Origin of the sequence: Candidatus Darwinibacter acetoxidans, from assembly GCF_041936445.1 — a bacterium.
Lineage (GTDB): Bacteria > Bacillota > Limnochordia > Darwinibacteriales > Darwinibacteriaceae > DTU010.
This window is the reverse complement of record NZ_JBHGXH010000130.1, coordinates 1-26,260: the sequence shown is the minus strand read 5'-3', so window position 1 is coordinate 26,260 and position 26,260 is coordinate 1. Positions and strand designations below refer to the sequence as shown.

Below are 26,260 nucleotides of genomic sequence, written 5' to 3'. Positions count from 1 at the left end.
AGGGGGAAGGGGGCGCGCTGTGCAGCTGGAGTATCTTATCCACCGCATTCTAGGTTACTATCCCAAAGCCAATGTGGAGCTGATCGAGCAGGCTTACCACTTTTCTCAGCGCGCCCATGAAGGGCAGTACCGGGAGTCCGGCGCCCCGTACTTCGAGCATCCCTATGAAGTGGCCCTGATTCTGGCGGATTTGGAGCTGGATATGGAGACCATTGCCGCAGGTCTTCTCCACGACGTGCTGGAGGACACTCCAGTGACCAGGGAGGAGCTGTCAGGGCTTTTTGGCCCCACCATCTTGATGCTGGTGGAGGGCGTAACCAAGCTGGAGAAGCTGCCTGTGCACAGCCGCTTTGAGCAGCAGGCGGAGAACATGCGCAAGATGATCTTCGCCATGGCGGAAGATGTACGGGTGATCCTGATTAAACTGGCGGACCGCCTGCACAACATGCGGACGCTGCGGCACATGCCTCCGGAGAAGCAGATCCTCATCTCCCAGGAGACCCTGGACATTTTTGCCCCCCTGGCGCACCGCATGGGGATCTGGCGGATCAAGTTCGAAATGGAGGACCTGGCCTTCCGCCATCTCCATCCCGAGGAATACTACCGGCTGGTGGCGGAAATCGACCGCAAGCGCCAGGAGCGCGAGGCTGATCTGCAGGAAGCCATGAACATCATCATGGAGCGGTTGGCCGAGATGGACATGGCCTGCGACATTCAAGGCCGGCCCAAGCACCTTTACAGCATCTGGCAGAAGATGCAGAAGCAGAACAAGAGCCTGGATGAGATCTACGACCTCATGGCCATACGCATCATTGTGGACACCGTGCGGGACTGCTATGCAGTTTTGGGCGTGATCCATGCCCTCTGGAAGCCCATCCCCGGCCGTTTTAAGGATTATATAGCGGTGCCCAAATCCAACCTCTATCAGTCCCTGCATACCACGGTGGTGGGCCCCCGGGGCGAGCCCTATGAGATCCAGATCCGCACCTGGGAGATGCACCGTATCGCTGAAAAGGGCGTGGCCGCCCACTGGATGTATAAAGAAGGGCAAACCCGCAAGCCCGGCGATGAGGCCGCCAAAATTGGCTGGTTGCGGGAGGCGGTGGAATGGCTGCGGGAGATGAAGGATCCCCAGGAGTTCATGGATACCTTGAAGATCGACCTCTTCGAAGATGAGGTTTTCGTGTTTACACCCAAGGGAGATGTGAAGACGCTCCCAAGCGGAGCCACGCCCATTGATTTTGCCTTTGACGTGCACACCGATGTGGGGCTGCGCTGTTTTGGGGCCAAGGTCAACGGCCGCATCGTGCCCCTCAACTACGTGCTCAAGAACGGAGATTTTGTGGAGATCCTCACCAGCAAAACGGCCAGCCCCTCCCAGGACTGGTTGAACTATGTGAAGACCTCCAAGGCCCGCAGTAAAATCAGGGCTTGGCTCAGGGAAGAGCAGCGGGAAGAGAACCTGACCCGGGGCCGGGAGCTCCTGGAGCGGGAATGCAAGAAGCTGGGAGCCGATACCAAAACGGTGCTGAGCGAAACTAACCTGCAGCAGCTGGCCCGCAAGTACGGGGTGAGCACCGCGGACGAGCTCATCGCCAGTGTGGGTTCGGGGAGGATTAACGCCCTCCAGGTTGTGCAGAAGCTCACCGGTCAAGAGCCCGGAGAAAAGCGAAAGCTGCCGGAAGTGGGCAAAAAGCGCCGCCGGCATACCACCCGGGGCGTGGAAGTCAAGGGTGCAGATAATCTCCTGGTGCGCTTTGCCAAGTGCTGCAGCCCCGTGCCGGGGGATGACATTATCGGCTATATCACCCGGGGGCGGGGTATCTCCGTGCACCGGGTGGACTGCCCCAATGTGCTCAACCTGGGCCCAGAGTCCGGGCGGCAGATTGAGGTGGTCTGGAATGTGACCAAAGACGATGCCTATCCCGTGGAAATCGAAATCGAGGGCATCGATCGGCCCAATTTCCTCACCAACATCATGCATGCCCTCTCCGAGCGCAAGACCAATGTGGATGCGGTGACCGCCAGGACCAGCAAGAACGATTCGGTGATCGTACAGCTGACCCTGGAGATCCATGATGTGAACCACTTGGACAATGTGATGAGCGCCTTAAGGCAGGTCAACGGCGTGCTGGGTGTGCATCGGGCCAATCCCACTTAGAGCTAAAGGATGATGTCTGCGTGCGAGCAGTAGTACAGCGTGTGCAGGAAGCCAGCGTCACGGTGGAAGGGACTGTGGTGGGTGCCATTACCCACGGCCTTTTGGTCTTCCTGGGCGTAGGCAGCGGGGATACCAGTGCCGATGCCCGCTACCTGGCCAAGAAAATTGCCAAACTGCGCATCTTCCCCGATGACCAGGGGAAGATGAACTTGGATGTGCAGGAGGTGGGCGGCCAGATCCTGGCCGTGTCCCAGTTTACCCTCTACGGCGACTGCCGCCGCGGGCGCAGGCCTTCTTTTAGCGGGGCCGCTGCCCCCGATGTGGCTGAAACCCTTTACCAGGAGTTTGTGGCTGAGCTCCAGGCCGAGGGCATCACGGTGGCCACCGGAGTGTTCCAGGCTCACATGGATGTGAGCCTAATCAATGATGGCCCCGTGACGTTGATTGTCAGCAGTGAAGGAGAATAGGGATGCAGATCGAACGCTTTGTGCTCAACGCCTTTTCCACCAACTGCTATGTGCTGTATGATGGGGGGGAAGCGGTGGTGGTTGATCCGGGGGCAGAGTCGGAGAAGGTTTTGGAGTTTCTAGAGCGCCAACAGCTGCGCACCGTGGCCATCATCAACACCCACGGCCACTGCGACCACATTGCCGGCAATGCCTGGTTCAAGGAACAAACCAAGGCTCCCCTGGCCATCCATGTCGCGGACGCCCCGTACTTGACGGATCCCCTGCTGAACTTGGGCCAGCAGGTGCGGCTGGAAGCAGCTCCCCTTGAAGCAGACCGCCTGCTCCAGGAGGGTGATGAGATCACCTTTGGCTCCTGTACTCTGCAGGTCCTCCACACGCCGGGGCATACCCCTGGAGGGATCTGCCTCTACGGACACGGGATCTTGGTGAGCGGCGACACCCTCTTTAGGCAGTCGGTGGGCCGCTGGGATTTCCCCGGGTCAGATGAACAAGCTCTGTTTGGGAGCCTAAGGCGCCTGGCCCAGCTCCCGCCGGAAACCAAGGTCTATCCGGGGCACGGCTTCAGCACCACCATCGGCAGGGAGCTGGAGGATAACCCCTTTTTGAGCTCACTTTAGGGATGTGAAGGAAAATAGCTGTTCCTTTTTATTTTGGCCATGAAAGCTATGCTATCCAGGCGGATGAGTTTCTAGCGCCCTCCATGGAAGTCGCGGTGAAATCCCTGGCTCCCCAGGCCAGCTTCGGCGGGGGACGGGTCCTGGCCGCCGATTATGCTTGGGAGGAGGAGGGCCTGTTTATCTCGGTGCGCCTAGATGGCGAAGTGTGGGAGTTTAGGGATAGGGAGATCCTTGATCCCCGTTACACCGCAGTGGATCGCCAGCGCCGGATCAAAGAGCGGGTGCGCCTGGGGATCAGGCGCCTCTTTGAGCGCGTCTACGGCCTCGCGGAAAGCCCCTGGGGGATTTTGGAAGGTGTGCGGCCCATGAAGATGGTCCATGCCATGCTGGACCGGGGCTTTCCCCCGGAGGAGCTCCGGGGCATTTTGCTTGAGGTTTACGCCCTCAGCCCGAAAAAGGCCCAGCTGCTGCTGGAAGTTGCCGCCAAGCAGCGGCCTTATTTCCACGCCAATCCCAACAACCCCATCAGCATCTATGTGGGCATACCGTTCTGTCCCACCCGCTGCAGCTACTGTTCCTTTGCCGCCTATCCCCTGGCCACCCATGGCCATCTCCTCAAGGGTTTTTTGCAGGCTCTGCACCGGGAAATCGAAGCGGTGGGGGGTCTGATCAAGGAGCTCCAGCTGCAGGTGGAATCGGTTTACCTGGGGGGAGGGACCCCCACCACTGTGCAGGGGGCGGAGCTGGAGCGGCTGCTCAGCCTGATGAGGGAGAACCTGTTTACCGCTGAAACCAGGGAGTTTACGGTGGAGGCGGGGCGGCCCGAAACCCTGTCCCGGGACACCCTGCGCCTGCTCAAGGAAGGGGGCGCCCAGCGCATCTGCATCAACCCCCAGACCATGCACGATGCGACGCTGCAGGCCATCGGGCGCAAGCACACGGTGGCCCAGGTGCGGGAGGCCTTTGCCCTGGCCCGGGAGGTGGGCATTCCCCTCATCAACATGGACATCATTTTGGGCCTGCCCGGGGAGGAGCTCGCCCAAGTGCGGGGCACCCTGGAGGAGATCGCCGCCTTGGGGCCCGATAACCTCACGGTGCACAGTTTAGCCCTGAAGCGGGCTTCCACCCTGAGGAAAAACCTGGAACAGGTCTACATCGCCCAGGAGCAGGGGGAAGCCATGGTGGACTTAGCCCGGGACTATGCCCTAAGCTGGGGAATGCAGCCCTATTACCTCTACCGCCAGCGGCACATTTTAGGCGATCTGGAGAATATCGGCTATGCGCTGCCGGGCACCCACTCCATCTACAACATCCAGATGATGGAAGAACGCCAGAGCATCCTGGCCCTGGGTGGGGGAGGTGTAAGCAAACTGGTTGCCCCCGATCTCACTCTCCGCCGGCAGGTTAACCCCAAATGCCCCGCTGCTTACAGCGCACAGATCAATGAACACTTGGCAGACAAACTTAAGCTGCTGCGGGAACACTTCTCCGGCAGCGGCCCTAACAGCAATTGACTGGTTAAGCAGAACTTGTGCGTTTGACAGAAACCCGCATTTAAAGTACAATTACCTTGTTGGTCTCTCTCGAATGGAAAGGGTTGGTTGGCGATGTTCCGCAGAAACAGGAACAAAACAAAACTTGTGATCATCATCATCTTGGCGGCAATGGTTGGCGGCGGTCTCTGGGCAGCCATCGTTTCATTTTTGGGCGGTTCCCAGGCTATACCGACTGAAGCGGCGGTGGCAGTGGCCAAAGTGAATGGCCAGGCCATTTCCCTCTACGATCTGTATTTGACTCAGCTCCGCTTTGCCCAGCAGCTGGAACAGCAGCAGGGGCCCCTCACCGGGCGCATCTACGAGGCTCTGCGCTACGAGGCCCTGGAAGCCCTCGTGGACAGCGTCTTGGTGCACCAGGAGATTAACAAGCGCAAGATCAGCGCCTCCAGAGCAGAGGTGGATGCGGAGCTGCAGGAGCTCATAGATCTCTTCGGTGGCAAGGAAGAGTTTCAGCAGCAGCTGCAAAGGGCGGGCCTGAGCGAAGCCAGCTTAAGAGCGCAGCTGGAACACCAGATCAAAGTGGATAAACTTCAGGAACAGCTGGTGGCCCATGTTTCCGTGAGCGAAGAAGACATCCGCGCCGCCTACGAGCGGGTGCGGGCCAGCCACATCCTGATTAAGCCCGCAGGCTCCTCTGACGAAGACTGGGAGGCTGCGGAGGCCCGGGCATGGGAGATTTACTCCCAGGTAACTCCGGAAAACTTCGCCGAGCTGGCTAAAGAGGTATCGGAGGATGCCAGCAGCGCCAGCGGCGGTGAGCTCGGTTACATCTACCGCGGCAAAACGGTCCCCGAGTTTGAAGAAGCCGTCTTTGCCCTCGGGGTGGGTGAAATCAGTGAACCGGTGCGTTCCACATACGGATACCACATTATCACTGTCACCGACCGGGTTGAGGCGGAAGGCGAGGAGTTTGAAAAAGCCCGTGCCGAGCTGGAAAAGGATCTCCGCCTGGCAAAGGGACAGGAGGATATCGAGGCTTGGCTGCAGAGCGCGCGGGATTCTTCGGAGATCGTCCTCATGGAGCACCGGCTCAATGCCTTCAAGCAGATGCAGGAAGGCAACTACGAGGACGCCGTGCACTACTACAAGCTGGCCCTGGAGGACTATCCAGAAGACGGCTATCTGCATTCTTTCTTGGGCGATGCCTACCACGGTCTAGGTGACCTGGAAGGGGCCATAGAGCAGTACCGGGTCGCTGCGGAGAAGGAGCCCACTGACTACACTCTCCTCTACAGCCTGGGCAAGCTCTACGAAGAAGCGGAAGACATTGATCAAGCGGTGGAGCAGTACATCAAGGCAGCCGAACTTGTTCCCAACGACATTTTCGCCCTGCTCACCTTGTATCACAGCGTGACCGCCCTGGAGCGCTGGGAGGATGCCAAGGCCATCGAGAAACTCATCGAGGAGTTCCAAGAGCGGCAGAATGCCCTGCTGCAGCCGGAAGCTGAAGGGGAAGCTGCCACCGAAGCTGCGGAAGGAGAGGCAGAGGAGCTGCCTGAACTGGTGGAAGAAAAACCAGGGGAAGCGGCAGCCGAAGCTGCTCCGCAAGAATAGAACCTCAGGCGAGTGGTGGTTAACATCACTCGCCTTTTGCCAACGTTTGAGGGGGGAGTAGAGATGACACTGACCACCAGGCCCAGGGGTACCAATGATGTGGGTCCCGGCCAAATCGAACTGTGGCACGAGCTGGAGGAACGGATCCGCAGAGTCTGTGCTGCCTACGGGTACCAGGAACTGCGCACGCCCATGTTTGAGCATACGGAGCTGTTTCAGCGGGGAATCGGCGAGGCCACCGATATCGTGGAGAAGGAGATGTACACCTTCCAGGATCGGGGGGAGAGGAGCCTGACCCTCCGCCCGGAGGGGACCGCCCCCGCGGTGCGCGCTTTTTTGGAACACAACCTGGGCAGCGGTTCCCTGCCTGTGAAGCTCTACTACTTCGGACCCATGTTCCGCTATGAGCGCCCCCAAGCCGGGCGCTACCGGCAGTTCACCCAGTTTGGCTTGGAGGCCTTGGGTTCCGGGGATCCCCTCCTGGATGTGGAAGCCATTTTGCTGCCCCTGGAGCTTTACAAATCCTGCGGCTTGAGCGGTTTTGAGGTGGAGATCAACACCATCGGCTGCCCCAACTGCCGCCCCGGCTACCGGCAGGAGCTGGTGGAGTATTTCCAGCCCCGCGTGGAAAGGCTCTGCAGCAGCTGCCAAAACAGGCTGCACCGCAATCCCCTGCGGCTTTTGGACTGCAAGGTGGAAAGCTGCCAGGAGGTGCTGGCGGGCGCGCCTGAGATCACCAAGCATCTCTGCGGGGAGTGCTCTGAACACTTCGCCCAGGTGCTCGCCTACCTGGATGCCCTAGGCGTAGAGTACAGGCTGAACCCCCGCTTGGTCAGGGGCTTCGACTACTACACCAAGACCGTCTTTGAAGTAACCAGCCAGGAGCTGGGTGCCCAGAACGCCATCGGCGCCGGGGGGCGCTACGATGGGCTGGTGGAGGAGCTGGGGGGCAAACCCACTCCCGCTGTGGGGTTCGCGGTGGGGGTGGAAAGGCTGCTTCTGGCCCTGCAGGGCCAGGGCAAACTCCAGCCTGAACCCAAGGGTCCCTCTGCCTATCTCATCCACTTCGGCGGCGACACTAAACTCAAGGCGGCCCAGGTGGCCCACTTCCTGCGGGGGCAGGGGCTCTGGGTGGAGCTGGATTACCTGGACCGCAGCATCCGGGCACAGATGAAGGCGGCCAACCGCCTGGGCAGCCGTTATGCTGTGATCTTCGGCGAAGAGGAGCTCAGTCGCGGGCGCCTCATGCTCCGCAACATGCAGGATGGACAGGAACAAGAAATAGATCTGGAGGACTTAAAACAGCTAGCTAAGATCTTAGGAGAGTGTGGGAAATGAAGGACTGGATAAGGACCAAGTACTGCGGTGAGCTGAGGAAGTCGGATGCCGGGAGCACAGTAATCCTCAATGGGTGGGTGAACCGGAGGCGTGATTTGGGTCAGCTGATCTTTGTGGATCTCCGGGACCGGTCGGGCCTGGTGCAGGTGGTCTTTGACCCGGAGACCTTGGGTCCCGAGCAGTTTCAGCAGGCAGAGGGACTGCGCAGCGAGTATGTCATCGCCGTGCAGGGCCAGGTTGTGGCTCGCCCGGAAGGCCAGGTCAACCCCAATTTGGCCACCGGGGAGGTGGAGGTGCTGGTAAGCAGCTTGGTTGTGCTGGCGGAGGCGAAAACCCCGCCCTTCCCCATTGATCGGGCGGAGGAAGTGGATGAGTCGCTGCGCCTTAAGTACCGCTATCTGCATCTGCGCAGCAGAGAGCTGCAGGAAGCTTTGGCCATGCGCCACCGCATCACCGCTGCCGTGCGCTCGTTCCTAGACAGCCAGGGCTTTCTGGAAGTTGAGACGCCCATGCTGATCCGCTCTACTCCCGAAGGGGCCCGGGACTATGTGGTACCCAGCCGCGTGCACCCCGGTTCCTTTTACGCCCTGCCCCAGTCGCCGCAGCTGTTTAAACAGCTGCTCATGATCGGGGGATTCGACCGCTATTACCAGATCGCCCGCTGCTTTAGGGATGAAGACCTGCGGGCAGATCGGCAGCCGGAGTTCACCCAGATAGACGTGGAGATGTCCTTCGTGGACCGGGAAGCTGTGATGAACATGATGGAGGCCATGATCCTCCACGTATTTCGGGAGGTCAAGGGAATTGACCTGCCAGCGCCCATACCCCGCCTGAGCTATCGAGAGGCCATGGACCGGTTCGGCACGGACAAGCCCGATACCCGTTTTGGCCTGGAGATCCATGATCTGACCGCTTCCCTCAAGAACAGCGAGTTCCGGGTCTTTGCCGAAACCGCAGCTGCTCAGGGAGTAATCAGGGGGATTAACGTCAAGGGCGGGGCCAGCTTCACCCGCAGGCAGATCGACCGCCTCAGCGAGCAGGCTCAGGCCTGGGGCGCCAAGGGCTTGATCTGGCTGGCGGTGGAGGAGGGGCAGGTGCGCTCGCCCATCGCCAAGTTCCTCAAAGAGGAAGAAGTGGAAGCAATTACCAAGGAACTTGCTGCCGAAGTTGGCGATCTTGTACTGATCGTGGCTGGCGGCTATGATCTGGTTTGTGATGTTTTGGGCAGGCTCAGGCTCCTGCTCGGCCGGGAGCTGGGGCTCATGGATGAGAATGCCTATAACCTGCTTTGGGTTGTGGATTGGCCCCTGCTTGTCTACGATGAAGAGGCGGGGCGCTATGTGGCCGCCCACCATCCGTTCACCGCTCCCCTCGATGAAGATGAGCACCTCTTAGAGACAGATCCTGGAAGGGTCCGGGCCAAGGCCTACGATATGGTGCTCAACGGGGTGGAACTGGGCGGAGGCAGCATCCGCATCACCAACCGGCGCCTGCAGGAGCGGATGTTTGCTGCTTTAGGTTTCACCATGGAGGAAGCTCGCAGACAGTTCGGCTATTTCCTGGAGGCCTTCGAGTATGGAGCTCCTCCCCATGGTGGGATCGCCTTTGGCCTGGACCGCCTGGTTATGCTCCTGGCCAAGCGGCAGTCCATCCGCGATGTGATCGCTTTCCCCAAAACGGTAAGTGCTTCAGATCTGATGATTGAGGCTCCGGCCCCCATCAGCGAGGCCCAGCTCAAGGAGCTCAAGATCAACTTGCGGAACTGAGCGTCTTGGCAAGGTCATGGACGATATTGGCGCCCCGGGATGTGACGATGCCGGTGACTAGGTAATCAAGGAAAGCGTGGCGTACTGGGATCTCCAGGGTACTCAGTACGCCCACACCGCTGACCCAGGCCAGGCAGACGCCGAGGACGCCTGAGATAAACGGCAGGTAGCGGCGGTTCAGATCCGGCAGCAGGGTTTTGACGGTGTTGGTCAAAACCTCGATCACAAAGGCGATAGCCAGCACTTTACCCAAGAGTTGATCCATGTCTCAATCCCTCCTCTGCTAAGATGTATGTCTATCCAAAGCCGCGTAGAACCGGGAAAAACCGGTACAAGCAGAGGACTTGAATCCGGGCAGAGTCTATGCTATGATCAGGCTAGAACACACCCCTGCTGTGCTCGCGATCAATCTGGCCTTGTTATGAGCCAACACCAACACACAGGGAACCTGACTCGCAGTAGCTAGAACATGCCCCCCAGCGGGGACGTTCGAACTAGTGCGGAGGGTACCCACCTGCCGAGGCAGGTTCATTCGGGTCAGCACTAGCGGTACGGCGGGGGGTTGGATCTGGATACCCCTTCCGGGGTATTTTTTCTTGGAGGAAAACCATGGAACATAGATTCATACGCACGGAACTGGTTTTGGGTGCCGAGAACCTGCAGCGCCTGCAGGCGGCCAAGGTGGCAGTGGTGGGCCTAGGCGGTGTGGGGGGACATGCCGCAGAAGCCCTGGCCCGCTCGGGGGTGGGGACGCTCATCCTCATTGACCACGATCTGGTGGCCATCTCCAATCTGAACAGGCAGATTGTGGCCCTGGAAGCCACCATCGGCCGGCCAAAGGTGGAGGTGATGGCGGAAAGGATCGCCCAGATCAACCCCGCCTGCCGCGTGATCGCCCACCAAGCCTACTACAGCCGGGAAAACCACCAGCAGCTGCTGCCGGAGGACCTCACTTTTGTGGCCGATGCCATCGACAGCGTGCGGTCCAAGGTGGATTTGATCGAAGCCTGCCTTAAGCAGGGCATTCCCCTCATCTCTTCCCTGGGCGCAGGCAACAAGGTGGACCCCACGCGCCTTAAGGTCGCGGATATCTCCCAGACCCACACCTGCCCCTTGGCCAGGGCGGTGCGGGGCGCCCTGCGTAAGCGGGGAATTGAGCGGGGAGTTGCCGTGGTGTTCTCCGATGAACGGACAGTGGGGAAAAGAGCCGGTTCCACACCTGGGAGCACAGCTTTTGTGCCGGGAGCTGCGGGTTTGGTCATGGCCAGTTGGATTGTGAGGCAGATCTGCGGGGAGGGTTAGCCATGGATTTGTTTGAACAGAGCCCCTTGAGGCATGAACATGCGCCCCTGGCGGTGCGCATGCGCCCTGAATCCCTGGAGGAATATGTGGGCCAGGAGCACATTTTAGGGCCCGGAAAGCTTTTGCGGCGGGCCATCAGCGAAGACATTCTCCGCTCCTTGATCCTTTACGGGCCCCCCGGTTCCGGCAAGACCACCTTAGGCTATGTGATCTCCCGAACCACCAAGGGAGTGTTTGTCAATGTCAGTGCCACCACCACGGGGGCCGCGGAGCTGAAGCGTTTAGCGGAAGAGGCTCGGGACCGCCGGGCCTTCCATGGGCAGAGGACGATCCTCTTTGTGGACGAGATCCAGCGCCTGAACAAGGCCCAGCAGGATGTGCTGCTCCCCGCGGTGGAGAAGGGCGATCTGATTCTGATCGGCGCCACCACGGAAAACCCCTATTTCGAAGTGAACGCCGCTCTGCTCAGCCGCTCCCAGATCTACCAGCTCCAGCCCCTGGAGGAGGAGCACCTGCTCACCTTGGCCCGGCGGGCTCTGGAAGATCCCCGGGGACTGGGGGATGTGCCCTGCCAGGTTTCCCAGGAGGCCCTCAGGCACCTGGCCCGCATTGCCAACGGCGATGCCCGCGTCCTTCTGAACAACCTGGAGTTCGCTGTGCTCACCACCCTGCCCAACGAAGCGGGGGTGCGGTTGGTGGATCTGGCCGTGGCGGAAGAGGCGGCCCAGGCCCAGCGAGTTCGCTATGATAAAGCGGGGGACCAGCACTATGATGTGATCTCCGCCTTTATCAAATCGCTGCGGGGCAGCGACCCCGATGCCGCCCTCTATTGGTATGCCCGCATGGTCTACGCCGGGGAAGACCCGCGCTTTGTTGTGCGCCGGCTCTTGGTCCATGCCGCGGAAGATGTGGGCATGGCCGATCCCACCGCCCTGCTCATGGCCCAAGCGGCGGGGTTTGCCCTGGAATGGCTGGGGATGCCCGAGGCTCGCATTCCCATCGCCCAGGCCATCATCTATATCGCCACGGCACCCAAGAGCAACTCGGTGATCAAGGCCGTGGACGCAGCCCTGGCGGCGGTGGAGAAAACTGGTGCGGAGCCTGTGCCTGTGCACCTGCGGGATACCCACTATGCCGGAGCGGCTAAGCTTGGACACGGCAGGGGTTATAGGTACCCCCATGATTATCCCCATCACTACGTGGTCCAGGAGTACCTGCCGGAGAATATGAAAGGCTTCCGGGTCTACGAGCCTTCGGAGCAGGGCAGGGAAAAGGTGATCAAAGAGCGCCTGGCTTATTTTGCCAAGCTCAAGGAAGCACACCAGCGCCAAGAGCCCTAAGGGGCTTTTTTCTTTTTCAGCGTTGACAGCCGTTTTTGCCCTGTGCTATGATCAGGATGGATTCAATTCCGACAAAATTAGTCGGAAATGAGGGGAGGCGGATGCATGCGCGTATCCACGCGGGGCGAATACGGAGTGCGGGCCATGTTTGACCTGGCCCTCAACTACGGCAGCGGTCCCATTCCCCTTAAGACGGTGGCCAGGCGCCAGCTTGTGTCGGAAACCTATCTGGAGCAGCTCATGGGCGCGCTGCGCAAGGCGGGTCTGGTGGCCAGCAAGCGGGGGGCTCAGGGCGGTTATGAGCTGGCCCATCCCCCGGATCAGATCACCATCGGGCAGATCATCCGGGTATTGGAGGGGCCGATTACTCCCCTGGACTGCCTGGATACCGATGCGGGTACAGGTCCCTACTGCGACCAGCCCGAGCAGTGCGTACTGCGGGGTCTGTGGAAGCAACTGCAGGACAGCATGGAACGGGTTTTGGATAGTACGACTTTGGAAGACCTGCGGCAAAACGCCATTAGATTAGGGGTGGCTGAAGGACAATGAAGCGAATCTATATGGATCATGCGGCAACAACACCGGTCCGGCCTGAAGTGTGGGAAGCGATGCTGCCTTACTTTAGCACCGAGTTTGGCAATCCCTCCAGCGTCTACAGCTGGGGCAGGAGTGCCCGCAAGGCCTTAGACAGCGCCCGGGACAAGGTGGCGGCCCTCTTGGGGGCATCCGCCAGCGAAATCGTGTTTACCTCCGGCGGTTCGGAAGGGGCCAACCTGGCCATCAAGGGTGTGGCCTGGGCGGACCAGAACAAGGGGAAGCACATCATCACCAGCGCCATTGAGCACCATGCTGTGCTGGATACCGTCCTCTGGCTGGAGACCCAGGGCTTTGAGGTCACCATCCTTCCGGTGGACGAATACGGCCTGGTGGATCCGGCCCAGGTGGAGGCGGCCCTGCGCCCCGACACCATTTTAGTCTCCATTATGCATGCCAACAACGAAGTGGGCACCATCCAGCCCATCAGTGAAATAGGCGCGCTGGTGCGCGCCCGCGGCGTCCGCTTCCATACCGATGCGGTGCAGACGGCAGGCGCTTTAGACCTAAATGTGGATGCCCTCAACGTCGACCTTTTGTCCATTTCGGCGCACAAGTTTTACGGCCCCAAGGGGGTGGGTGCACTCTACGTGCGCAAGGGAGTGCGGCTGCATCCCCTCATTCACGGCGGAGGACAGGAAAAAAGGCGCCGGGCCGGGACCGAAAACGTGGCGGGGATTGTGGGCCTGGCCAAAGCCTTTGAGCTGGCCCAAGAAGAGCGCGAGGCGGAAAGTGCGCGCCTGCAAAAGCTCAGGGACCGGCTGATTGAGGGCCTCCTGCAGATTCCCCATACCCGGGTCAACGGCAGCCTGGAAAGGCGGCTGCCCAACAATGTGAGCGTCTGTTTTGAGTTCATTGAGGGTGAGTCGCTGCTGCTCAACCTGGATCTGCGGGGAATTGCCGCTTCCAGCGGGTCCGCCTGCACGTCCGGTTCTCTAGACCCCTCCCATGTGCTCTTGGCCATGGGTTTGTCCCATGAGATTGCCCACGGTTCGCTGCGCCTGACCCTGGGGCGTGAAAACACCGAGGCAGATGTGGATTTCGTGCTTCAGGAAATTCCGGGCATAGTGGAGCGGCTGCGGGCCATGTCTCCGCTCTATCAAGGATAGGAGGAAGATCATGTATTCAGATAAAGTCATGGAGCACTTCACCAACCCGCGCAACGTGGGGGAGATCCCCGACGCCGACGGCATCGGGGAGGTGGGCAACGCCCGCTGCGGGGATATCATGAAGATGTGGATCAAGGTGGAAAACAACATTATCACCGACATCAAGTTCAAAACCTTTGGCTGTGGAGCCGCCATCGCCACTTCCAGCATGATCACGGAGCTGGCCATCGGGAAAACGGTGGAGGAGGCGGAAAAAATCACCAACCGCGATGTGGCCGAAGCACTGGAGGGCCTGCCCCCCGTCAAAATGCACTGTTCCAATCTGGCAGCTGAGGCCCTGGGCGCGGCCATTGCCGACTACAGGAAGCGAACAGCCAGCACAGCCTAAACAGCTCACCGGCACCGAGAGGCATCTCGGTGTTTTTTTCGCCTGATTTGGGCAGGCTAGCGGTAGAACGCTAAACGAGGTGATTGAGGTGGCCAATGGTCGAAACATGCTGCTCATTGGCTTGGCGGGCCTGGCTTTAGGCATTTATGTGGGCAATACCATGAACAAGGGCTATGTGACCAGGCAGCTGCGGTCCACCGGACGCAGCCTGATCCGCAGGGCCCGGGGCACAGTGGAGCAGCAGCTGGATAACTGGATGGATTGAGGTCTGTGTCCAGGGGCATCTGGTGGGCACTGGTTTTCGCGGGGATATTGTTTTTTCTGTACCGGGTCAGGACTGTACTGACCCCTTTCTTATTCGCGATCCTCCTGGCGTACATCCTCTACCCCTTGGTGGTCGCGGTGGAGAGCCGGGGGGCATCTCGGGTTGCGGCCATCTTCCTGGTCTATGCCTTCTGCGGGGTGGCCTTGGGTATAGTGTTCTACCTCACCTTGCCCAATCTGCTGCGGGAGCTGGAGGAGATGGCCCGCAAGCTGCCCCACCAGGCTGTCCAGCTGGAGGAGCTGGGGCAGGATGCGGTGGGCATTTTTCGCCGCGTTGAACTGCCCACCACCATTCAGGAAGCGGTGGATAACCTCTTAGCCCGGGTGCAGCAGGCTCTGGAACGTCTGGCGGGGAGAGTGATGCAGATACTCTTGGACCTGTTTGCCAACATCGTTTCCCTGCTCATCTCCCCGGTTCTGGCCTTCTACCTGCTCCGGGATCATCAGGCCATGCGGGAACGGGCCCTGCGCTATGTGCCCGCCCGCTACCGCGGCGATGCCCAGTATGTGCTCAGGGAAGTGAATGTGGCTCTCAATGGCTTTTTCCGGGGACAGCTGTGGATTTGCCTGTTCGTGGGTCTGTTCATCTACGGGGGCCTCGCCCTGCTCAAAATCCCCTATGCTCTGTTCATCGGCCTTTTGGCCGGACTTTTTGACATCATACCCTATTTCGGCCCGGTGCTAGGCTTTCTGCCCGCCGCTGCCCTGGCCCTTTCCCAGTCTCCCCTCACGGTCCTTTGGGTACTGCTCCTCTTTATTGCCGCCAACCAGATTGAAAACAGCTTGATCTCCCCCTGGCTGATCGGCGATCGGGTGGGGCTGCACCCCCTGGTTGTGATTTTCGCGGTGCTGGTGGGGGGCTATCTCATGGGGATTTTGGGCCTGCTCATCGCGGTCCCTGTGGCGGCCATTGGGCGCGTCCTTCTGGACTTTTTCCTCCTGCGCCGGCCCCAGGTGAAGTAGGTAGTGAAAGGACAGCCGCCAGGGCCAATACCTAGCGGCTGTTTACGCGATTTTCCTCCTGGCTGGGAGGCCTGCCCCGCGCGATCACCACGGTAAACTGCTGGCCGCAGCGGTCGCAGGTGACGAGGAAACTTCCGCCCAGGTCCCAGTTCTCCACCTGGCCGCATTGGGGACAGCGGATTTGAGCCATTGAACCGCTCCTTTCATAACACTAGTTGAGGCAGGAGGATGACGGCCAGGATGAACAGCAGAATCAGGACGACGGCCAGGAGAAACGGGGCATCTGGTTCAGCGGGCTGAACCTGCCCGATGCGCACGGCGTTACCAGCATTGGTCGCAATGGCCGTAAACACATCTCAGCATCCTTTCTAGGGAGTGAAGGTGGTCGCAAGATGTTGACCACCTTCCGCTGTTCTCAGGCACTAAACCTCAACCGCCACAAACACCAGGTCAAACTCGATGGCCATACCCTGAATGAGATCGGTGGCATTGGCGTCAGGCAGGCTGAGTTCAAATTCCACGTCCTCATTGGCCGCCGCCGCCAGAAGGCGTCCAGCTGGGGGCTGCTGGATCAAGCCCGCCAGGGAGCCGCTGTACAGCTCTTCATTGGCCCCACCCGGGTCAGCAGTCACCGTGATCTCCAGCCTTTCCGCCAGAATGCGGGCATCCTGGGGAGTGCCACCAGCGGCAGCATACCAGTCGGCAGAGACGAAGTAGTTCACATCCAGTGCGCTGGTGTTCTCCAGGTTGATGATGCCGGTGGCAGTGGAACCCCCGGACCAATCTGTCTCGGTAAAGATTGCCGCGGCTGGGTTGATTCCCAGGGTGAGTTGGGCAATACCTACGGTGTTGTCATCATTGAGCTGTTGAACAGTAAAGGGCATCCATTTCACCTCCTTCCCTCCAGCTTGGACCATGTTATGAAATAAGGCCGGCAGCTGGCATAGGAAAAAGCGAAAAGCGTTCTCGATTCCCTGGTTTTTGGGTCTTGGGACGCTGGGTGCGGAAGAGGGGAAGCAGCTTGGCCTTTGAGGATTGCTCCGCAGGCGGCAGCAGCCAGGGGAAAGGCTTTGCCGGTGGCCCTTCTTGGCCAGCTTCTAAGTTGACAAGGGAAACTCACTTGGATAATATTGTTGTTAGCGAGACAGTCCGTTTTTGCTTAAGAATGGGGGGAACCGCTTCTTGCGGCACACTATGAAGAGCTATACAGTAGATCAGATCCGCACCATGTTCCTGGAGTTTTTCCGGAGTAAAGATCACCGCATCCTGCCAAGTGCTTCCTTGATTCCCCACGGCGATCCCACCCTGCTGCTCACGGTGGCGGGGATGGTACCCTTCAAGCGCTATTTCCTTGGTTTGGAAAAGCCGGTGGCGCCGCGCATTGCCACCAGCCAGAAGTGTATCCGCACAGGCGATATCGACAGTGTGGGGAAGACAGACCGCCATGCCACCTTCTTTGAAATGCTGGGGAACTTCTCCTTCGGCGACTATTTCAAAAAAGAGGTGATTCCCTGGGCCTGGGAGTTTGTTGTGGAGCATCTGCAGCTGCCTCCCGAACGGCTCTGGGTTTCTATCTATTTGGATGATGACGAGGCCTTTGAGATCTGGCACAAAGATGTGGGCCTGCCCGCGGAGCGCATTGTGCGCCTGGGCAAAGAGGACAACTTCTGGGAAACAGGTTCAGGCCCCTGCGGGCCGTGCTCCGAGATTTACCTGGATCGGGGGCCCGAGTTTGGCTGCGGTCAGCCGGACTGCCGGCCCGGCTGTGATTGCGAGCGTTTCTTGGAGTTTTGGAATCTGGTTTTCATTCAATTCCATCAAGAAGGCGACGAGTATATACCCCTCGAGGCGAAGAGCATTGATACAGGTATGGGCCTGGAGCGGGTTGCTGCTCTGCTCCAGGGCAAGAACAGCATTTTCGAGGTGGACAACATCCGTCCCATCGTGGACGCCGTGGGTGAACTGGCTGGCGTGGCCTACGGTGCGAGCCCCCAGAGTGATATGTCCCTGCGGGTGATCGTAGATCATCTGCGCGCGGTGACCTTCTTGGTGGCCGATGGGGTGCTGCCCAGCAATGAGGGCAGGGGTTATGTGCTGCGCCGTCTGCTGCGGCGGGCTGTGCGGCATGCGCGCCTCCTCCACATTGAAGGTCCCTTTGTGGAGCAGGTTGTGGACTGGGTTGTGGACCAGATGAAGGGGGCCTACCCCGAGCTTGTGGAGCGCCAGGAGTACGTGAAGAACGTAATCCGCCTGGAGGAAGAGCGCTTCGGCGCCACGTTGGAGCAGGGCCTCAGGCTCCTGCAGGAACTGGTGGACAAGGCCAAATCCTCTGGCCAAGATCAGATCGCCGGTGAAGATGTCTTCCAGCTGTACGATACCTTCGGCTTTCCCCTTGATCTCACCCGGGAGATTCTAGCCCAGGACGGCCTGCAGGTGGACGAGGCGGGCTTCCGCCGGGCCATGGAAGCCCAGCGGGAGCGGGCCAGAAAGTCCCGCACGGCCCACGGCTACCTGGACAGCAGCCTGGAAGCCTACAAAGAACTGGCGGGGGTCGTGACCACGGAGTTTGTGGGCTATGACTGCCTAGCCGCGGACGCCAAAATCATGGGGATCTTGGTGGATGGCCACAGCGTGGACAGCGCCAAGGAGGGGGACCAGGTGGCCTTGATCCTGGACCGCACGCCCTTCTACGCCGAAAGCGGCGGACAGGTCGGAGATCAGGGTTCCATCGAAACCGCAACGGGTGTGGTGCGCATCACCGATGTGCAAAAACCCGTGGAAGGGCTGGTCAGCCACCTGGGGGTGGTGGAAAAGGGCTATGTGGCCGCAGCCAGCCCCGCCAAGGCAGTGGTGGCCGTGGATCAGAGGCTGGAGACGGCCCGCCACCATACCGCCACCCACCTGCTGCATAAAGCCCTCAAGGACGTTTTGGGCGATCACGTGAACCAGGCAGGCTCCTATGTGGGACCGAAGCGGCTGCGCTTCGACTTCACCCACTTCCAGGCCCTCAGCGGCGAAGAGCTCAAGCGAATTGAGGAGGAAGTGAACCGCCAGATTCTGCGCAACCTGCCGGTGGCGCCCACCATCACCGACTTGGAGAGCGCCAAGGCCAGGGGCGCGGTGGCGCTGTTTGGCGAGAAGTACGGGGATGAGGTGCGGGTCGTGCAGGTGGGGGATTATTCCCTGGAACTCTGCGGAGGTACCCACGTGCGGGCAACTGGGGAGATCGGCCTGTTCAAGATCCTCTCTGAGGGCAGCGTTGCTGCGGGAGTACGGCGCATCGAAGCGGTGGCGGGTAGCGAAGCCTTGGCCCACATCCACGGTCAAGAGCAGGTGCTGCGGGAGCTCCAAGGCAAACTGCAGGCTAAAGTGGAGCAGCTGCCTGAACAGGTGGAGCGCCTGCTGGAAGCCAACCGTGCCCTGGAGAAGGAACTGGCCGAGCTGAAGCGTCAAAGCCTGTTGGGCTCCCTCGATGAGCTACTGGCCTCTGCGGAACAGGTGGGCACTGCCTCCCTGGTGGTGGCCCAGGTGCAGGCGGAGGATCACGAGGAACTGCGGCAGTTAGGCGATCGCATCCGGGATCGCCTTGATCCGGTGGTGATCCTTCTGGGGGCCGAGAGCGGCGGCAAGGTGCTGTTTTTGAGCATGGTGTCCAAATCTTTGACCAAGGCCGGCGTACATGCGGGAGATGTGGTGAAAAAGGCTGCCCAGATCTGCGGAGGCGGAGGCGGAGGCAGACCCGATATGGCGCAGGCTGGTGGACGCCTCCCTGAGAAGTTGGCTGAGGCCTTGGAAGAGGGCCGCAGGCACCTGCGGGAGCTTCTGGAGGGAATTGCTTCCTAGGTACCGAATAAGGATTAGAGAAAACCGTGCAGGGGAGGGATACCATGAATGATGCCCACGACAAGACGGCGCTGTTCAGCTACAGAGCCTGGGAAGAGGATGGTTCAGAAGTCAGGGCTATCCTGCAGCAGGTGTATGAAGCGCTGCGGGATAAGGGTTACAACCCCTTCGGTCAGATTGTGGGCTACTTGATGTCGGGCGATCCAACGTTCATCACCAGCCACAAGAATGCCCGTTCTCTCATCGCGCAGGTGGACAGGGATGTGATCCTGGAGGAATTGGTGAAGCACTATCTGAAAAAGGCTTGAGGGGGTTGCCCCAGGCCAGCTGTTTCCTGACATGGCAAAGGAGTGTATGGTGTTGGTGCGGATTAGTGCGGACAGTACGTGTGATCTTTCACCGGAGCTAGTGGAGAAATTCGGCATTGTCATCATTCCCTTGAGTATTACCGTGGATGATCAGGTTTTCAAAGACGGCGTTGACCTTACCCCCGCCGAACTGATTGCCCATGTGGAGGCGGGCAGGCACTGCCAGACCGGGGCAGTGAACGTGTATGAGTACCAGAAGCATTTTCAAGAGCTGACTGCCCAAGGAGATGAAGTGGTTCACATCAGCTTAGGTTCGGGTTTTTCTTCCTGTTATAATAACGCATTATTAGCTTCCCAGGACTTTCCCGGGGTGAAAGTGGTGGATTCCCAGAATCTTTCCACCGGCAGTGGGCACCTGGTTTACGAAGCGGCTCTCTTGGCCGCCCAGGGCAAGTCCGCCGCAGAGATCGCCGCGGAGTTGGAGCGGCTCGTACCCAGAATCGACGCCAGCTTCATCATAGATCAATTGGATTATCTGGCCAGGGGAGGTAGATGTTCCTCCATCACCGCCTACGGCGCCAGGATCCTGCGCATGAAGCCCAGCATCGAAGTGCGGGATGGCGCCATGATTGTGGGGCGCAAGTACCGGGGCAACTTCGAAAAGGCGGTCAAGCTCTATGTCCAGGACAGATTGGAGCAGGATGGTAATTTGGATCCCTGCCGGGCGTTCATCACCCATGTGCGCTGCAGCGATGAACTGGTGCAGGCTGTCAAATCTCTTCTGGAGGAAAAGGACTACTTTGAAGAGATCATCATAACCGAAGCGGGCTGCACCATCACCAATCACTGCGGCCCCAACACCTTAGGTGTGCTGTTTCGACGTCGAAGTTGAGGAGATGGAGATTGAGGTACCGAGAACTGGGCCGAACCGGCCTGCGGGTTTCCCAGCTTTGCTTTGGCGCCCTGACCATTGGCCCCCTCCAGCGCAATCTCTCGCCTGAGGAAGGCAGTGCCGTGCTGCTGAGGGCCTTGGAATTGGGCGTCAATTTTGTGGACACCGCGGAGATTTACGACACCTACGACCACATCCGCCTGGCGCTGGAACGCTTTCCCGGCCGTGGGCAGGTGGTGGTGGCCACCAAGAGCTATGCCTATACCCGGGAGGGGATGCTGGCCAGTCTGGAGCGGGCCCAAAGGGGCTTGGGGCAGGAAGTGGTTCCCATCTTTCTCCTGCACGAGCAGGAATCCAGCCATACCCTGCGGGGACACTGGCCAGCCTTGGAAGTACTGCTGGAGGCGAAGGAGGCCGGGATCGTGCAGGCGGTGGGCATTTCCACCCATCACGTCCCGGCGGTGCTGGCCGCCACCGCCATCCCGGAAATCGATGTGATCTCGCCCCTGATCAACCGGACGGGTATCGGTATCCAGGGGGGAGGCCGGGAAGATATGCTCGCGGCCATAGCGAAAGCTGCCCGGGAGGGCAAGGGTATCTATGCCATGAAACCCCTGGGCGGCGGACACCTTTTGGGCGAGTGGGCAGCCTCCCTGGATTATCTGCTGCAGATAGACGAGATTCACTCCATCGCCGTGGGCATGAAAAGCGTGGCGGAGGTGGAAAGCAACGTGGCCTTCTTCCAAGGCCGCCGGGACCTGCCTGCCCCCGCAGCTGCCACCCGAAGGCTGCACATCGAGTACTGGTGTACAGGCTGCGGCTCCTGTGTTTCCGCCTGTCCCAACGGCTCCCTGGCGCTGCACAACGGCAGGGCTGTTGTGGCCATGCCTGAGGAGTGCGTGTACTGCGGGTACTGCGGGGCCAGCTGCCCCGAATTTGCCATCAAAGTGATTTAGGGGAGTGGGGCCATGCGCGTACTGGGGTTGGATGTGGGGGAAAAAACAATCGGGGTGGCGGTGAGCGATCCCCTGGGTTGGACGGCCCAGGGGCTGGCGGTGGTGCGGCGCAGGAGTCTGGCGGAGGATTTTGCGGCCCTGCGGGCTTTTGTGCAGGAGTACGATGTGGAAAAATTCGTGGTGGGCCTGCCCCGCAGAACCGATGGAAGCTTCGGGCCGGAGGCGGAGAAAATATATGCATTTGCCGCGGAATTGGAGAGGGAATTTGCCCTCCCAGTAGAATATTGGGATGAACGGTTCTCTACCGCGGCCGCCCAGCGGATCCTCTTAGAGGGAGATGTGAGCCGAGCAAAGCGCCGTAAAGTGATCGACAAGGTGGCGGCCGCCGTCATTTTACAGGCATATTTGGATAGCAGGCGGTCAAACTAGCATTCAAAGGAAGGAGTTGATCTTATGGCGCACAAACACGGCCACGATGATCACGAACACGAACACGAATTCAGCGATATCGTTGTGCTGGAAGACGAGGACGGCAACGAGCACGAGTGTGCCATCTATGATTTTGAGTTTGAAGGGCAGGCCTACGCGGTTTTGTTCCCCCTGGACGATCCCGAAGAGGGCGGACTCATCTACAGGCTGGAAATCGATGACGCCGGTGAAGAGGTTCTCATGGAAATCGAGGATGACCAGGAGTTCGAACGGGTAGTGGCCTTTTTGGAGTCGGAGGAATAGGCTTCAGGCCCCAGCCCGATTAGTGGTGTCGTGGGGGTGCTTCTATGCCCGATTCTGTGCAAGCAACATCAAAACGGACCGAAGGCGGCATGGTCCGTTTTCTGTTCTTTTTGATGGTTCTGGTCTGCGCTGCTCTGGCGGCTTTCTTTGTCGTGAGCAACAGGCCCCTAGACTCCCAGGGGGACGCCCCCGGCAAGGTGGTCCGCATTGAACCGGGGATGGGCACCAGGCAGATCGCGCAGCGTCTAGCCCAGGAGGAGATCATCGCCAGCGCCAGCTTGTTTGAGCTGTTAGTTAGGCTGGAAGGTGCCCAGCACGAGCTGCAAGCCGGAGCTTACCTGCTCAGAGCGGACATGCGGCCCTTGGAGATCATCGAACAGATTCGCTCCGGACGGGTCCGGCTGGTGCCGGTGGTGATCCCGGAAGGTTTTGAGATCAAGCAGATTGCCGCGCTCCTGGCTGAGAAAGGCCTGGCGGACAGGGAGCGCTTTATGGAGCTGGCCTTCAATGCCAACCTGGTCTTCGGGGAGGCGCTGCCATTCGATCTGCCCATAGCTTCCCTGGAGGGCTATCTCTTCCCCGATACCTATTACTTCTCGGAAGGGCAGAAGGAAGAGGAGATCATCGGGCAGATGGTGTCCCGCTTTTTGCAGGTGGTGGAGGAGGAAGTACTTCCTTTGCTGGAGGAAAGCCACCTCTCCCTCCATGAAGTGGTTACCCTGGCCTCCATTGTGGAGCGGGAAATCATGGTGGCTGAGGAACGGCCCCTTGTGGCTTCGGTCTACCTGAACCGTTTGGCGGTGGACATGCCGCTCCAGGCGGATCCCACCGTGCGCTACGTGACCGAAGAGGATCGCCCGGTGGTGCTCTATCGGGATCTGGAGATCGATTCTCCCTACAACACTTATCGCTATCCTGGCCTGCCGCCGGGGCCCATTGCCAGCCCGGGCCTCGCGTCCATGCTGGCGGTGCTGCAGCCCGCCGACACCGATTACTATTTCTTCGTAAGCAGGCGCGATGGCACCCATGAGTTTACGAGAACGTACGATGAGCATCTGCGGGCCAGGAGGATGTACGGTTATTAGGAGGGAACGCCGGTGAAACTTCCGGAACTACTTGCTCCGGCGGGGAATATGGAAAAGGCCGTAGTGGCCATGGAATACGGAGCGGATGCCATCTATCTGGCAGGCAAGGGCTTTGGGATGAGGGCCAAGGCCGGCAACTTCAGCCCGGAGGAGCTAAAGGAGGTTCTGGCCCTGGCCCGGGAGCGGGGAGTAAAGGTCTACGTTACGGTGAACACCTACCCCCGCAACGAGGAAATGGACCAGCTCCCCGCCTACTTGGAGGAGCTGGCGGAACTGCAGGTGGATGCCTTGATCATCGCTGATGTGGGCGTTTTGGCCTTGGCGCGCCAGTATGCGCCGGGACTTCCCCTGCATTTGAGCACCCAGGCCAACACCGTGAACTACCAGGCCGCCAAGTTTTGGGCCGAGCTGGGTGTAACCCGCCTCGTTTTGGCTAGGGAGCTGAGCAGGGAGGAAATTGCCCGCATCCGCCGGGAAACCGGTTGTGAGCTTGAGGTCTTTGTGCACGGCGCCATGTGTGTGGCTTACTCGGGCCGCTGTCTGTTGAGCAACGTCCTCACCGGCCGGGATGCCAACCGGGGTGAGTGCGCCCAGAGCTGCCGCTGGCGCTATGCCATCGTGGAGGAAAAGCGGCCGGGAGAGTACATGCCCATCGAGGAGGATGAAGGGGGAACCCACATCTTCAACTCTAAGGACCTGCGCTTGATCGAGTACATCCCCGATCTGGTGCAGCTGGGCGTAGACAGCCTGAAGATCGAAGGGCGCATGAAGAGCGCCTACTACGTGGCTACAGTGGTGCGTGCCTACAGGCAGGCTCTAGATCTCTACGCCCAAAACCCGGAAAACTACCAGCTGCCTCCGGAGCTTCTGGAGGAGCTGGATAAGGTGAGCCACAGACCCTATTGGGCCGGGTTTTTCGCACCCACCGATGCTGGAATTTACCGCCCCAGCAGCGCTTACATCCAAACCCATGAGGTAGTGGGTGTGGTGGAGAGCTACGATGAGGAGAGAAAGGAAGCGCTGGTGGGCGTGCGCAACCGCCTGCCCCTGGGTGCGGAGGTGGAGATACTTCAGCCCCGGGGGCCGCTGGTGACGACGGTTGTCAGCCGCCTTGTCCAAGTGGAACCTGAGGAAGAGCTGCAGGCGGCCCATGCTAACTTTAAAGTGCGTATACCTATGGAGCGGGTGAAACCCTACTCCATGCTGAGGATGAAGAAGGAATAGGCAGAAAGCCCGGGACCGAGTTCGCTCAGTTCTGGGCTTTTTGGAGGAGGAGCAATGAGTAACTGGCGGGTAGGAGTTGAGCATGTTGTGGCCATCACCGGTCTCACCCACGAGGGCATGGGGGTAGGCCGCATTGATAACCGGGTGGTGTTCGTTCCCCAAGCTATACCAGGCGATCAGGTGCGGCTGCGCCTGGTCCATGTGAAGGAGCGCCTGGCCTATGGCGAGCTTTTGCGCGTTGTGGAGCCGTCGCCTCAGCGGCGCGCCCCCAGCTGTCCCCATGCTCTCCTCTGTGGCGGCTGCCAGCTGCAGCACATGGATTACGCCGCTCAGCTGCGCTGGAAGCGCCAGCAGGTGGTGGATGCCCTGGAGCGTTTGGGTGGTCTGGAGGTGGAGGTGCTTGCCACCCTGGGCATGGCGGACCCGTACCACTACCGCAACAAAGCCCAGCTACCCCTGGGCAGGCAGGGGGGTCAGCTGGTCATGGGCTTTTTCCAGCGGGGCAGCCACGACATTGTGGATCTACACACCTGTGAGATTCAGCATCCCCTCATAACTAAACTGGCCCTGGCGGTGAAACGGGCCGCGGGGGAGCTGGGCATCGAGCCCTATGACGAGGTGCGCCACAGCGGGGTGCTGCGGCACGCGGTGATCAGGGTGAGCTTCGCCCAAGGAAAGCTGATGCTGATCCTGGTAACCCGCACCAGGGAGCTTCCCCACAGCGCCGAGCTGATTGCCCGGCTGACCCGGGAGATCCCGGAACTGGTCAGCGTTGTCCACAACATCAACCCCCGCGTGACCAATGTCATCCTGGGCCGGGAAACCCAGGTGCTCTGGGGTGAAGAGCATCTGCTGGATGCGGTGGGTCATCTGCGCTACGCCATCTCGCCCTTGTCCTTTTTCCAGGTGAACCCCGTGCAGACGAGGGTTCTCTATGATCTGGTGCGGCAGAACCTGCGGCTCACAGGTGCAGAAACTGTTTTGGACCTCTACTGCGGAGCGGGGACCATCGGGCTGTATGTGGCGGCCCAGGCCGGGCAGGTGATCGGGGTGGAAAGCGTGTCCGCGGCGGTGGAAGATGCCCGCCGCAACGCGGAGCTCAACGGCATTGCCAATGCGGAATTCCACGTTGGCAGGGCGGAGGAGGAGCTGCCCAAGCTGATCCAGAAGCACACGGCGATCGATGCCGCGATTGTGGATCCCCCCAGGAAGGGCTGTGATGCGGCGGTGCTCAGGGCCCTTTCGGCAGCGGGCGTGCCGCGCCTAGTCTATGTATCCTGCAACCCCTCCACCCTGGCCCGGGATTTGAGCCAACTGGCGGGCCTTGGTTACCGGCTCGGGCCCGTGCAGCCGGTGGACATGTTCCCCTGGACCAGGCATGTGGAGTGCGTAGTATTGATGTCAAAGGTTGAAAAATAAAAAACTGAAAAGCTTGTAAATAAAGGGTTTCCAGACATTTAGTTTTTCTCGAGGCCGATCTGCCGGATGTGGCAATGTCAGGAAACCCTTATTTTTATTGTTTGCGGGAACATATCAACTACCCTGAAAATTTATAGTTGAGTTACCAGATTAGATAAACGGCAATTTTTTCGGAGGTGATCAAGTCCAGATTAGTGTGTAAATTCCTCAGTTATCAATAAGCTTATCTGATATACGCAATATTGCTTTGATCATTAATTTGTTTTTGCTCTTCTTGCCACTGAAGGTATTCACTCATATCCAGATACTTTTTGCCGCT

At 59.6% G+C, this 26,260-nt stretch carries 27 protein-coding genes and 1 other RNA gene; 24 read left to right on the top strand and 4 right to left on the bottom strand.

What is annotated here, in order from left to right; translation table 11 throughout:
* The first annotated feature begins 19 nt into the window (after positions 1–19).
* The 7 genes from ACE4YL_RS04660 to aspS all read left to right on the top strand — a co-directional run bounded on the left by ACE4YL_RS04660 (position 20) and on the right by aspS (position 9,462).
* A complete protein-coding gene (locus ACE4YL_RS04660; RefSeq protein WP_461358402.1) occupies positions 20–2,161 on the top strand; it encodes a RelA/SpoT family protein in 2,142 nt (713 codons plus the stop codon).
* Between the two features lie 20 nt (positions 2,162–2,181).
* The gene (gene dtd, locus ACE4YL_RS04655; protein WP_461358403.1) at positions 2,182–2,628 is read left to right on the top strand and encodes a D-aminoacyl-tRNA deacylase; all 447 of its coding nucleotides are present in this window, start codon (positions 2,182–2,184) and stop codon (positions 2,626–2,628) included.
* A gap of 2 nt (positions 2,629–2,630) precedes the next feature.
* The gene (locus ACE4YL_RS04650) at positions 2,631–3,248 is read left to right on the top strand and encodes an MBL fold metallo-hydrolase (RefSeq protein ID WP_461358404.1); all 618 of its coding nucleotides are present in this window, start codon (positions 2,631–2,633) and stop codon (positions 3,246–3,248) included.
* Between the two features lie 83 nt (positions 3,249–3,331).
* Positions 3,332–4,762: a coproporphyrinogen dehydrogenase HemZ gene (hemZ, locus tag ACE4YL_RS04645; RefSeq protein ID WP_461358405.1), complete on the top strand. Its 1,431-nt coding sequence runs from the start codon at positions 3,332–3,334 to the stop codon at positions 4,760–4,762.
* 93 nt (positions 4,763–4,855) lie between these two features.
* Positions 4,856–6,358, top strand: a complete 1,503-nt coding sequence (locus ACE4YL_RS04640) for a peptidylprolyl isomerase (protein WP_461358406.1) — start codon at positions 4,856–4,858, stop codon at positions 6,356–6,358.
* Between the two features lie 63 nt (positions 6,359–6,421).
* Positions 6,422–7,696, top strand: coding sequence for a histidine--tRNA ligase (gene hisS, locus ACE4YL_RS04635; protein WP_461358407.1), 1,275 nt, complete (start codon positions 6,422–6,424; stop codon positions 7,694–7,696).
* Positions 7,693–9,462, top strand: coding sequence for an aspartate--tRNA ligase (gene aspS, locus ACE4YL_RS04630; protein WP_461360462.1), 1,770 nt, complete (start codon positions 7,693–7,695; stop codon positions 9,460–9,462). Before hisS ends, aspS begins: the two co-directional genes overlap by 4 nt.
* Here the strand turns inward: aspS and ACE4YL_RS04625 are convergent.
* Positions 9,446–9,727 (bottom strand): hypothetical protein, encoded by a 282-nt coding sequence (locus ACE4YL_RS04625; protein ID WP_461358409.1) that lies wholly within the window; start codon positions 9,725–9,727, stop codon positions 9,446–9,448. The two genes, aspS and ACE4YL_RS04625, sit on opposite strands and share 17 nt — an antisense overlap.
* Before the next feature lie 119 nt (positions 9,728–9,846).
* On the opposite strand from ACE4YL_RS04625, the gene ssrS reads away from it, so the two are divergent.
* The 8 genes from ssrS to ACE4YL_RS04585 all read left to right on the top strand — a co-directional run bounded on the left by ssrS (position 9,847) and on the right by ACE4YL_RS04585 (position 15,482).
* A non-coding RNA gene (ssrS, locus tag ACE4YL_RS04620) (6S RNA) lies at positions 9,847–10,027 on the top strand.
* 44 nt (positions 10,028–10,071) lie between these two features.
* Positions 10,072–10,764: a tRNA threonylcarbamoyladenosine dehydratase gene (locus tag ACE4YL_RS04615; protein ID WP_461358410.1), complete on the top strand. Its 693-nt coding sequence runs from the start codon at positions 10,072–10,074 to the stop codon at positions 10,762–10,764.
* Between the two features lie 2 nt (positions 10,765–10,766).
* Positions 10,767–12,104, top strand: a complete 1,338-nt coding sequence (locus tag ACE4YL_RS04610) for a replication-associated recombination protein A (RefSeq protein WP_461358411.1) — start codon at positions 10,767–10,769, stop codon at positions 12,102–12,104.
* A 105-nt stretch (positions 12,105–12,209) separates the two neighbouring features.
* A complete protein-coding gene (locus ACE4YL_RS04605; RefSeq protein WP_461358412.1) occupies positions 12,210–12,653 on the top strand; it encodes an RrF2 family transcriptional regulator in 444 nt (147 codons plus the stop codon).
* Positions 12,650–13,807 (top strand): cysteine desulfurase NifS, encoded by a 1,158-nt coding sequence (gene nifS / locus ACE4YL_RS04600; RefSeq protein WP_461360461.1) that lies wholly within the window; start codon positions 12,650–12,652, stop codon positions 13,805–13,807. The genes ACE4YL_RS04605 and nifS overlap by 4 nt, the downstream gene beginning before the upstream one ends.
* Before the next feature lie 10 nt (positions 13,808–13,817).
* Positions 13,818–14,195 (top strand): Fe-S cluster assembly scaffold protein NifU, encoded by a 378-nt coding sequence (nifU, locus tag ACE4YL_RS04595; RefSeq protein WP_461358414.1) that lies wholly within the window; start codon positions 13,818–13,820, stop codon positions 14,193–14,195.
* A gap of 88 nt (positions 14,196–14,283) precedes the next feature.
* Positions 14,284–14,460 carry a hypothetical protein gene (locus ACE4YL_RS04590; protein WP_461358415.1) on the top strand — a complete coding sequence of 59 codons (177 nt, stop codon included), beginning with the start codon at positions 14,284–14,286 and terminating at the stop codon, positions 14,458–14,460.
* A 5-nt stretch (positions 14,461–14,465) separates the two neighbouring features.
* A complete protein-coding gene (locus ACE4YL_RS04585) occupies positions 14,466–15,482 on the top strand; it encodes an AI-2E family transporter (RefSeq protein ID WP_461358416.1) in 1,017 nt (338 codons plus the stop codon).
* Positions 15,483–15,513: 31 nt separating this feature from the next.
* Here ACE4YL_RS04585 and ACE4YL_RS04580 read toward each other — a convergent pair whose 3' ends face one another.
* From ACE4YL_RS04580 to ACE4YL_RS04570, 3 genes are all read right to left on the bottom strand, one after another.
* Entirely contained in the window at positions 15,514–15,672 is a 159-nt protein-coding gene (locus ACE4YL_RS04580) for a hypothetical protein (protein ID WP_461358417.1), read from the bottom strand.
* Between the two features lie 13 nt (positions 15,673–15,685).
* Positions 15,686–15,835, bottom strand: coding sequence for a hypothetical protein (locus tag ACE4YL_RS04575; protein WP_461358418.1), 150 nt, complete (start codon positions 15,833–15,835; stop codon positions 15,686–15,688).
* Between the two features lie 69 nt (positions 15,836–15,904).
* On the bottom strand, positions 15,905–16,366 hold the full coding sequence (locus tag ACE4YL_RS04570; RefSeq protein ID WP_461358419.1) for a hypothetical protein: 462 nt from the start codon (positions 16,364–16,366) through the stop codon (positions 15,905–15,907).
* 310 nt (positions 16,367–16,676) lie between these two features.
* Between ACE4YL_RS04570 and alaS the strand changes: the two genes are divergently transcribed.
* Genes alaS through rlmD form a run of 9 tightly spaced genes read left to right on the top strand, consistent with a single transcriptional unit; the run spans position 16,677 to position 25,941 of the window.
* Positions 16,677–19,325, top strand: coding sequence for an alanine--tRNA ligase (alaS, locus tag ACE4YL_RS04565; protein ID WP_461358422.1), 2,649 nt, complete (start codon positions 16,677–16,679; stop codon positions 19,323–19,325).
* 44 nt (positions 19,326–19,369) lie between these two features.
* Positions 19,370–19,633 (top strand): IreB family regulatory phosphoprotein, encoded by a 264-nt coding sequence (locus ACE4YL_RS04560; protein WP_461358420.1) that lies wholly within the window; start codon positions 19,370–19,372, stop codon positions 19,631–19,633.
* A 46-nt stretch (positions 19,634–19,679) separates the two neighbouring features.
* Positions 19,680–20,525, top strand: coding sequence for a DegV family protein (locus ACE4YL_RS04555; protein ID WP_461360466.1), 846 nt, complete (start codon positions 19,680–19,682; stop codon positions 20,523–20,525).
* An 11-nt stretch (positions 20,526–20,536) separates the two neighbouring features.
* Positions 20,537–21,481 carry an aldo/keto reductase gene (locus ACE4YL_RS04550; protein WP_461360459.1) on the top strand — a complete coding sequence of 315 codons (945 nt, stop codon included), beginning with the start codon at positions 20,537–20,539 and terminating at the stop codon, positions 21,479–21,481.
* Between the two features lie 12 nt (positions 21,482–21,493).
* On the top strand, positions 21,494–21,910 hold the full coding sequence (gene ruvX, locus ACE4YL_RS04545) for a Holliday junction resolvase RuvX (RefSeq protein WP_461357688.1): 417 nt from the start codon (positions 21,494–21,496) through the stop codon (positions 21,908–21,910).
* 24 nt (positions 21,911–21,934) lie between these two features.
* Positions 21,935–22,213, top strand: a complete 279-nt coding sequence (locus ACE4YL_RS04540; RefSeq protein ID WP_461357689.1) for a DUF1292 domain-containing protein — start codon at positions 21,935–21,937, stop codon at positions 22,211–22,213.
* A 44-nt stretch (positions 22,214–22,257) separates the two neighbouring features.
* Positions 22,258–23,298: an endolytic transglycosylase MltG gene (gene mltG, locus ACE4YL_RS04535; RefSeq protein WP_461357690.1), complete on the top strand. Its 1,041-nt coding sequence runs from the start codon at positions 22,258–22,260 to the stop codon at positions 23,296–23,298.
* A gap of 12 nt (positions 23,299–23,310) precedes the next feature.
* Positions 23,311–24,522, top strand: coding sequence for a peptidase U32 family protein (locus tag ACE4YL_RS04530; RefSeq protein ID WP_461357691.1), 1,212 nt, complete (start codon positions 23,311–23,313; stop codon positions 24,520–24,522).
* 54 nt (positions 24,523–24,576) lie between these two features.
* Entirely contained in the window at positions 24,577–25,941 is a 1,365-nt protein-coding gene (rlmD, locus tag ACE4YL_RS04525) for a 23S rRNA (uracil(1939)-C(5))-methyltransferase RlmD (RefSeq protein ID WP_461357692.1), read from the top strand.
* Positions 25,942–26,260 lie beyond the last annotated feature (319 nt).

Bases quoted from the DNA above. Each gene is read 5' to 3' on its own strand.
- ACE4YL_RS04650 (WP_461358404.1), top strand. From the start codon at position 2,631: ATGCAGATCGAACGCTTTGTGCTCAACGCCTTTTCCACCAACTGCTAT.
- hemZ (WP_461358405.1), top strand. From the start codon at position 3,332: ATGGAAGTCGCGGTGAAATCCCTGGCTCCCCAGGCCAGCTTCGGCGGG.
- ACE4YL_RS04640 (WP_461358406.1), top strand. From the start codon at position 4,856: ATGTTCCGCAGAAACAGGAACAAAACAAAACTTGTGATCATCATCATC.
- hisS (WP_461358407.1), top strand. From the start codon at position 6,422: ATGACACTGACCACCAGGCCCAGGGGTACCAATGATGTGGGTCCCGGC.
- aspS (WP_461360462.1), top strand. From the start codon at position 7,693: ATGAAGGACTGGATAAGGACCAAGTACTGCGGTGAGCTGAGGAAGTCG.
- ACE4YL_RS04625 (WP_461358409.1), bottom strand. From the start codon at position 9,727: ATGGATCAACTCTTGGGTAAAGTGCTGGCTATCGCCTTTGTGATCGAG.
- ACE4YL_RS04615 (WP_461358410.1), top strand. From the start codon at position 10,072: ATGGAACATAGATTCATACGCACGGAACTGGTTTTGGGTGCCGAGAAC.
- ACE4YL_RS04610 (WP_461358411.1), top strand. From the start codon at position 10,767: ATGGATTTGTTTGAACAGAGCCCCTTGAGGCATGAACATGCGCCCCTG.
- ACE4YL_RS04605 (WP_461358412.1), top strand. From the start codon at position 12,210: ATGCGCGTATCCACGCGGGGCGAATACGGAGTGCGGGCCATGTTTGAC.
- nifS (WP_461360461.1), top strand. From the start codon at position 12,650: ATGAAGCGAATCTATATGGATCATGCGGCAACAACACCGGTCCGGCCT.
- nifU (WP_461358414.1), top strand. From the start codon at position 13,818: ATGTATTCAGATAAAGTCATGGAGCACTTCACCAACCCGCGCAACGTG.
- ACE4YL_RS04580 (WP_461358417.1), bottom strand. From the start codon at position 15,672: ATGGCTCAAATCCGCTGTCCCCAATGCGGCCAGGTGGAGAACTGGGAC.
- ACE4YL_RS04570 (WP_461358419.1), bottom strand. From the start codon at position 16,366: ATGCCCTTTACTGTTCAACAGCTCAATGATGACAACACCGTAGGTATT.
- alaS (WP_461358422.1), top strand. From the start codon at position 16,677: ATGAAGAGCTATACAGTAGATCAGATCCGCACCATGTTCCTGGAGTTT.
- ACE4YL_RS04560 (WP_461358420.1), top strand. From the start codon at position 19,370: ATGAATGATGCCCACGACAAGACGGCGCTGTTCAGCTACAGAGCCTGG.
- ACE4YL_RS04555 (WP_461360466.1), top strand. From the start codon at position 19,680: ATGGTGTTGGTGCGGATTAGTGCGGACAGTACGTGTGATCTTTCACCG.
- ruvX (WP_461357688.1), top strand. From the start codon at position 21,494: ATGCGCGTACTGGGGTTGGATGTGGGGGAAAAAACAATCGGGGTGGCG.
- ACE4YL_RS04540 (WP_461357689.1), top strand. From the start codon at position 21,935: ATGGCGCACAAACACGGCCACGATGATCACGAACACGAACACGAATTC.
- mltG (WP_461357690.1), top strand. From the start codon at position 22,258: ATGCCCGATTCTGTGCAAGCAACATCAAAACGGACCGAAGGCGGCATG.
- rlmD (WP_461357692.1), top strand. From the start codon at position 24,577: ATGAGTAACTGGCGGGTAGGAGTTGAGCATGTTGTGGCCATCACCGGT.